At 40.7% G+C, this 6305-nt stretch carries 5 protein-coding genes; 3 read left to right on the forward strand and 2 right to left on the reverse strand.

From position 1 onward, the window contains the following. Positions 1 to 51: 51 nt before the first annotated feature. Positions 52 to 951 (reverse strand): DUF4438 domain-containing protein, encoded by a 900-nt coding sequence (locus ABJL82_RS13180; RefSeq protein WP_347275157.1) that lies wholly within the window; start codon positions 949 to 951, stop codon positions 52 to 54. 438 nt (positions 952 to 1389) lie between these two features. On the opposite strand from ABJL82_RS13180, the gene ABJL82_RS13185 reads away from it, so the two are divergent. The 3 genes from ABJL82_RS13185 (at position 1390) to ABJL82_RS13195 (ending at position 4315) form a co-directional block, all read left to right on the forward strand. Beyond that, positions 1390 to 2625: an RCC1 repeat- and reductase domain-containing protein gene (locus ABJL82_RS13185; protein WP_347275158.1), complete on the forward strand. Its 1236-nt coding sequence runs from the start codon at positions 1390 to 1392 to the stop codon at positions 2623 to 2625. Between the two features lie 367 nt (positions 2626 to 2992). After that, positions 2993 to 3736 (forward strand): MIP family channel protein, encoded by a 744-nt coding sequence (locus ABJL82_RS13190; protein ID WP_347275159.1) that lies wholly within the window; start codon positions 2993 to 2995, stop codon positions 3734 to 3736. Positions 3737 to 3967: 231 nt separating this feature from the next. Then, positions 3968 to 4315, forward strand: coding sequence for a hypothetical protein (locus tag ABJL82_RS13195; RefSeq protein ID WP_347275160.1), 348 nt, complete (start codon positions 3968 to 3970; stop codon positions 4313 to 4315). Between the two features lie 48 nt (positions 4316 to 4363). Here the strand turns inward: ABJL82_RS13195 and ABJL82_RS13200 are convergent, their stop codons facing one another. Continuing rightward, positions 4364 to 5896 carry a glycosyltransferase family 39 protein gene (locus ABJL82_RS13200; protein WP_347275161.1) on the reverse strand — a complete coding sequence of 511 codons (1533 nt, stop codon included), beginning with the start codon at positions 5894 to 5896 and terminating at the stop codon, positions 4364 to 4366. Between the last annotated feature and the right edge of the window lie 409 nt (positions 5897 to 6305).

Consider the following 6305-nt stretch of genomic DNA (forward strand, 5'->3'; position numbering starts at 1 on the left):
GGTACGCATGGGAATAAGTGCTAATGTACCAATGTTAATTGAAGTAAGATGTTACTTTGTTTTTCTTTTTTTGGATTTTCTAAATCTTCCAATATTCAAATAAACGCCTATATTGGCATTCTTGTCTTTATAGGGAGAGATTTTGCCTTCAGCGGAAGTAAACAATGTGGTAACCCCAGGTCCGTGGCCTGCTGTTATGCAATTTGTGTGAACAACAACCCCTACCGTTACAGCCCCGGTTTTATATATTCTTCCATAGGAATGATCCGCATCCATAATCGCTACAATATCTCCCAGCCGTAAGGTATCCAGGTTATGTTTTTCTATTGTTTGTTTGTCGAACAATTGTATATCATAATCTCCCCGATAACAGTGTTGTGAGCCAAGCCCTGATCCCATAATTGCTGCCGGTATAGTGTGTGTTACTGGGATTTGCATCACCCCTTTTGTCTTGTCATATTTTATTGGCAATGCTTCTAGAAGTTTAGGGGAGAGATTGATGGTTTTTATTTGTGGGCAATTTGCAAAAGAAAAGCCCAAACCGATACAGCGAATAAGTATTTTGTCGCCTATTACGAGTTTTTCAATAGTTTTATCATCAAAATCTACCAGCACGTTTTCTATGCCGCCATGTTTTCCCGTAACGACGCCTGTATCTCCCTTTGCGTCTCCAGACACAACTTTTGCGCTATTTCCGATGCAAGCCAATAAATTGAGCGCACCATTTTCTTCCTTGTCTTTATTCCTGATGGATACACAGGGCTCAACATGGTCCGCTTCCCATTGTATCGCACTATCCCCAATTTTTACATTATAAGTAATTCCGCCTATGCCTGGTAATATGGCAGGTATCCCTTCGGGAGATATGCTGTATGCCTTTGCTCCGCCTGATGGACTGGAGACTTCACCCAATGCAGATATTTCAACAAGACGATTCCCATTTGTTTCCATAGTATGTCTTTTTTTCTCCTCTAATACTGAGGTTTAACGAATCTTCACTAATATGCAGGCGTAATCTAGCATAGGGTACGGAATAATGGCAATACAAAATTTGTAGCACTTTAGTTTTTGAAAAATTAGGGGACGAAGCATTTGTCCGCTTGGGTATGAACACATTTTATGACAATTTAAAGCAAATGCTTCGCCCCTACATTACGATTATTGGAATTTTTCAAAAAACTAAAGTGCTGCCAAGATTTATATTGATATTTTTCGTACACTCTCCGCCATTGTTTTTCGGGATAAGGAAATTGTTTAAGTAACGGAAACCGAATAATATATTTTTTTTTTGCAATTTCAAACGTATTATTGTTATAAACTATACACATATTAAGTTTGATGTATTTTTATTCCGATTGATATTAAAACAAGTACAGGCAAATAGATACGATGATAATAAAGTTACAGAAGGGGTTTTCAGAAAACATGGCGAGTAACATTTCTTATTGTATTTTAATAGTAGCGGCAATGTTAACTTTCTGTTGTTCGTTATTTGCTGCCGTTCCTCAAATATCAGGTGGAGGTTCTCACAGCCTTGTTTTGAAATCAGATGGTACTGTTTGGGCGTGGGGGGGTAACCATACCGGACAATTGGGCGATGGTACTACCAATCCCCGGAAATTTGCCATACAGGTGAAAGGACTGGAGGGTATAGTTTCTATTGCTGCCGGATGGGAGCATAATCTTGCCGTGAAATCAGATGGAACCGTCTGGGCATGGGGAAATAACCGATTTGGGCAATTAGGCGACGGCACGAACGAAAACCGCAACACGCCGGTAAAGGTGAAAACCATAAAAGACGTCACTGGGATTGGTGCCGGATTCTACCATAGTATTGCTTTGCAATCAGACGGAACAGTTTGGGTATGGGGCAATAACGAGTTAGACCAGCTAGGCGATGGAACAAAATCGGATGCATATAAACCCATGCAAGTACAGGGACTGAACAATGTTGTTGCAGTTTCGGGCGGCAATCATCACAATCTTGCGCTGAAGGCGGATGGAACAATATGGGGTTGGGGCGCCAATGGATATGGACAGTTGGGGGATGGTACTATGACGGAAAGTTCCATCCCTACGCCGGTTTATGATTTCAATGGGGCAGTTTTTATTGCAAGCGGGAACAATTACAATGTAGCCGTGAAAGCTGATGGCAGTGTTTGGGGATGGGGTATGAATACCTATGGTCAACTGGGAAACGGAACACAAACAAATAGCAAAATTCCAATTCGTATTAATGGGCTTAATAATAGTGTTTCAATTGCAACCGGCGGCTATCATGCTCTCATTTTGCAACAGGACGGTACTGTGTTGTCAACGGGATACAACAGGACAGGGCAGCTTGGGACAGGCTCTACTTCCAATTATCAATATACTACATTAAAGGTGCATGGACTCAGCGATATTGTTTCAATAGCGGCAGGATATTATCACAGTCTCGCTTTAAAGAAAGACGGAACGATTTGGGCATGGGGAAATAACGAATATGGCCAATTGGGAGATGGTACGCTCAATTACAAAAAACTCCCCATTCCCTCACATATCAAATTGGATCAAACCATTACGCCTGCCCCAAAGGAAGATAGCGCATCTGCAAACACTTCAATTCCCACCCCCGTGAAATAATTACAGTATTAATAGGCGGCTACCCGATGTATTTCGTCGACAAAACTATTATTAAATATTGTTCATTTTTACGTAAAAATTGTCAAAATAAACACTTGACAAATACCAGGATTAAATGTATAAGCATTACGAAATGGGCGATTTCTTCAAAAGCATGCCAGCAAATATCTTAGAGATAAATTACTTTTTTTTATTCTAAAATTCCCGTTTTAAGGGTGGAATTTGTTTTTTTAAAAATAATACAGTAACTATAAGGTTTCGTGTTGTTTTAAGCTTCATCCTGTTAGATGTTTGTCCTGTAGAAAAATGTGAAGGTTTCATTTTTTAGATTTTGTGTTTTAGAAACTTAATAGAGGAGAAATCTGGGGTGGACTCATTCAAAAAATACATTGCAGAATTTTTAGGCACTTTTACGCTTGTTTTTATTGCTGCCGGCGCAATTTGTACAGATTATTACCTGCGGAAAGCAGGAGGGGTCGGTATTGGGGTTTTAGGGATTTCCATTGCTTATGGATTGGCAATTGTCTCTATAACATATGCACTAAGCTATATTTCAGGCGCACATATTAACCCTGCTGTTACAATAGCATGTTGGGTCACCAGAAGGATGAATCCGAATCTGGCTATAAAGTACATTGCAGCACAGATTGCCGGCGCTGCGTTGGCTGGTTTTGTCCTTAAGATTTTATTTCCTGAAGCAATATATACGGTTTATCTGGGATCAAGCACGTTAGGGGACGGGATTTCTGTAATGCAGGGACTCGTTATGGAGTTTATCGTTAGTTTTCTGCTCGTTCTTACAGTCTTTGGGACGGCAATTGATAAAAGGTCTTTTGGTAGTTTTTCCGGATTAACTATCGGGCTTGTTGTGTTGTTCGGCGTCCTTATTGGCAGCCCGATTAGCAGTGGTGCAATGAACCCGGCAAGGGCATTTGGGCCAGCCATCGCGTCATGGCAGTTTGCAAACCATTATGTTTGGTGGGTAGGTCCTGTTTTAGGCGGTGTGGCCGCCGCTTTTTTCTACGATGCTGTGTTCGCCGAAAAAGAAAAAAAGATGAGGGCGGTAAAGAAAACGACGATTCCTGCTTTCCGCCAAAAGAGAATACGGTAATGTAGCATACGGATTGCAAACCTGCTTTTTTCCAGTGGCAACAAAAAATCGTTTTAAAATGTATTAGGACTTTTCCCTCCCTTCTCCCTTTATTTTCTTTTCCGGCTTGTTTGGGAAGAAAATCCACTTTTATTTTCACATTTTTGACATATTCCATTTTTTCCCTTAGAATACCACCTGACAATTGTCCTGTTTTTTCATCAGATAAAAAAAGAGTAAAAGAATGTCATCATGCTAAAAAAGCTGCTTACCACCACTATACTACTATTTATTATCGCAGCCTTCGTATTATTTGTGGCGAAATCACTTCAAAAAACGAGCGGATTCAGACTTATGGGCAGTAGCGGCAAAAGTCGTGTAACGATAACGAAAGAAGAAATATATTTATTGGAAAATTATAAAAATGGCAAGCTCTCCGGTGTAATTGGGAAAGCGCATCACGGGGAAAAAATTGTGTTTATCAATAAAATGGAAAAGGCGGCTTTTGTAAAAACCGCAAAAGGGCAGGTAGGCTGGGTGTATACCCGCAACATTAAAGAATCCCCAAATAGCGGTATCTTTACAATCTCCACAAAATAATTCAACCAGTATAAAACCATTTGACCCTGTAACAAATATGTTGCAATATTATTTTAAACGGTAAATAAGAAATCCTGGAACGGCAATGTCCTTTGCCTGAACCGTCATGTTGTAAAACGGTTGCTGTATAAAATGTGCCAGATAATCTTTGTCTGTGTTATAAAAAACAAAAAGGGCGGTTTTGGGCATTTGCCCTTTGTAGGTTATCTGCCCGTATAGCTTTTCTTTCTCCGGGGTATTTCCTCCGCCTCCCAATATGACGGGCCAAAGCAGTTTTATCCTGTGTCTTTGGTCTTCCGGAGTTAAATAGTAGAAGGTAAATACGTTAATATTGGAAATAAAAATGTATTCCGCATCTGACTGAAGCAGTGCTTCCGTGATCTGGCGGTGATCGTAATAATCCCATGTATTGTCGGTTTTACCGCCCACATAAACGGAAGGTTCTATTACGCCGTTTGAACGGCTGTTTGGAATATAATAATTTGCCGCCAACAATGTCAAATTTATTAAAATCACAATGCCGCCCAAAACACGCCACAACCCTCTATTAGCGTTTGTCTTGCAAAACCCTAAGAAAACAGGTAATACCCATGCGATAATCAGCCATATGCGCGAACCGACAGAACCGAATGGCGTAATTTGCCAGATACCGGCAAAGTTAATGGCAATAAAGGTAATGATACCCCAAAACATCTTCTTTTCCGTTTTATCATGTTTTGAAACAAGGAATATTGTTGCGAAGATCGCTAATATTGCCGGGATTCCCCATACGAATGGGAGGATGCTTCCCCCTGAAAACCGCGCGTAAAGTCCGTCTCCCGATAGGGTATAGAGAAGATTTAAGAGCGCGGTTTTCAATGAAGCCGGAGGAATGGAAGGTTTTTGGGGAAATAAGTCCATTCCTAGCGCAAGCATTGAAACAAACCGTGGTATCAGTCCAATTGAAAACCCGATAAGGCAAAACATACCATGGATTAAAAAACGCCGCAGTCCGGGCCACCTGAATAGTGCATAGCAAATGACGAGAGAAACTGCGCTTGGGAGAAAAATTACGTGATTCCAGATTCCAAACGACAGAACAAAACCGGAGAGTATCCATCCTGTTATCCGGACGTATTTTTTTGCGTTATTACAGAGTTTTACGTATATCCAAATTGTCCCGAAAAAGAAAAAGGGATTAAGCACAAAGACTTCTCCGCAAAGCCGTGAAAGCATTACAACGGGCGGGAAGGTGAGAAGAAGGCCGGCTGTCCATCGCGCCCGGATAACGCAATGTTGCCGTATAATATCAAAAATTGCAATAATGGTTATGAGGGTAAAGACGGGGCCCAGACACCGCAGACTCCACACAGAATTCCCAAAAAACCATACGCAAACAGCAAGCATGTATGAATGGACCGGAGATGTATAATTGTTGAAAATACCGGTGAGAGGCCGCACTCCTTCGAGAATCATTTCCGCTAACAGGCCAAATATCGCTTCGTCTCTGTGGATACCGACAATGTCATCCAGTTCCCAGAACAGGAGGGCAACCCCCCCAAAAAAGCCGATAAAATACCAATATATTTTTTTAGCAATCAAGATCTATTTGTCTGCAGGTGTAAAATAGTTAAATGGTTCAATACAGTCGGCAATTGGCAATCTACAGTCGGCAAATTGCCGATTGCCGACTGTGGACGGTGGGAGGTAGAAATTATTTTAAAAACCTCAACTCATTGAGAAATTCCTGATAGTACCTTATCCGTAATTTCTTTGCATTTTTTGGCAAAATATTTAATGGTGAAATCCGAAATGCTAAATACGAAATACGAAACAAATTCTAATGACAAAGCATAAAATTCAAAACACCCCTGTCTGCGTGCGACTACATTCGCGGGTTCAGGTTTGCAACCCAATGTCATTAAGTTAAGAAAAGCATCACAAAAAAACGATATATCATCTTGATTAACAATAAGTTAGGTGGTATAATCAATGCCGAGTTAAACGTAAT

Source organism: Candidatus Kuenenia sp. (assembly GCF_039794105.1).
Classification (GTDB): Bacteria; Planctomycetota; Brocadiia; order Brocadiales; family Brocadiaceae; genus Kuenenia.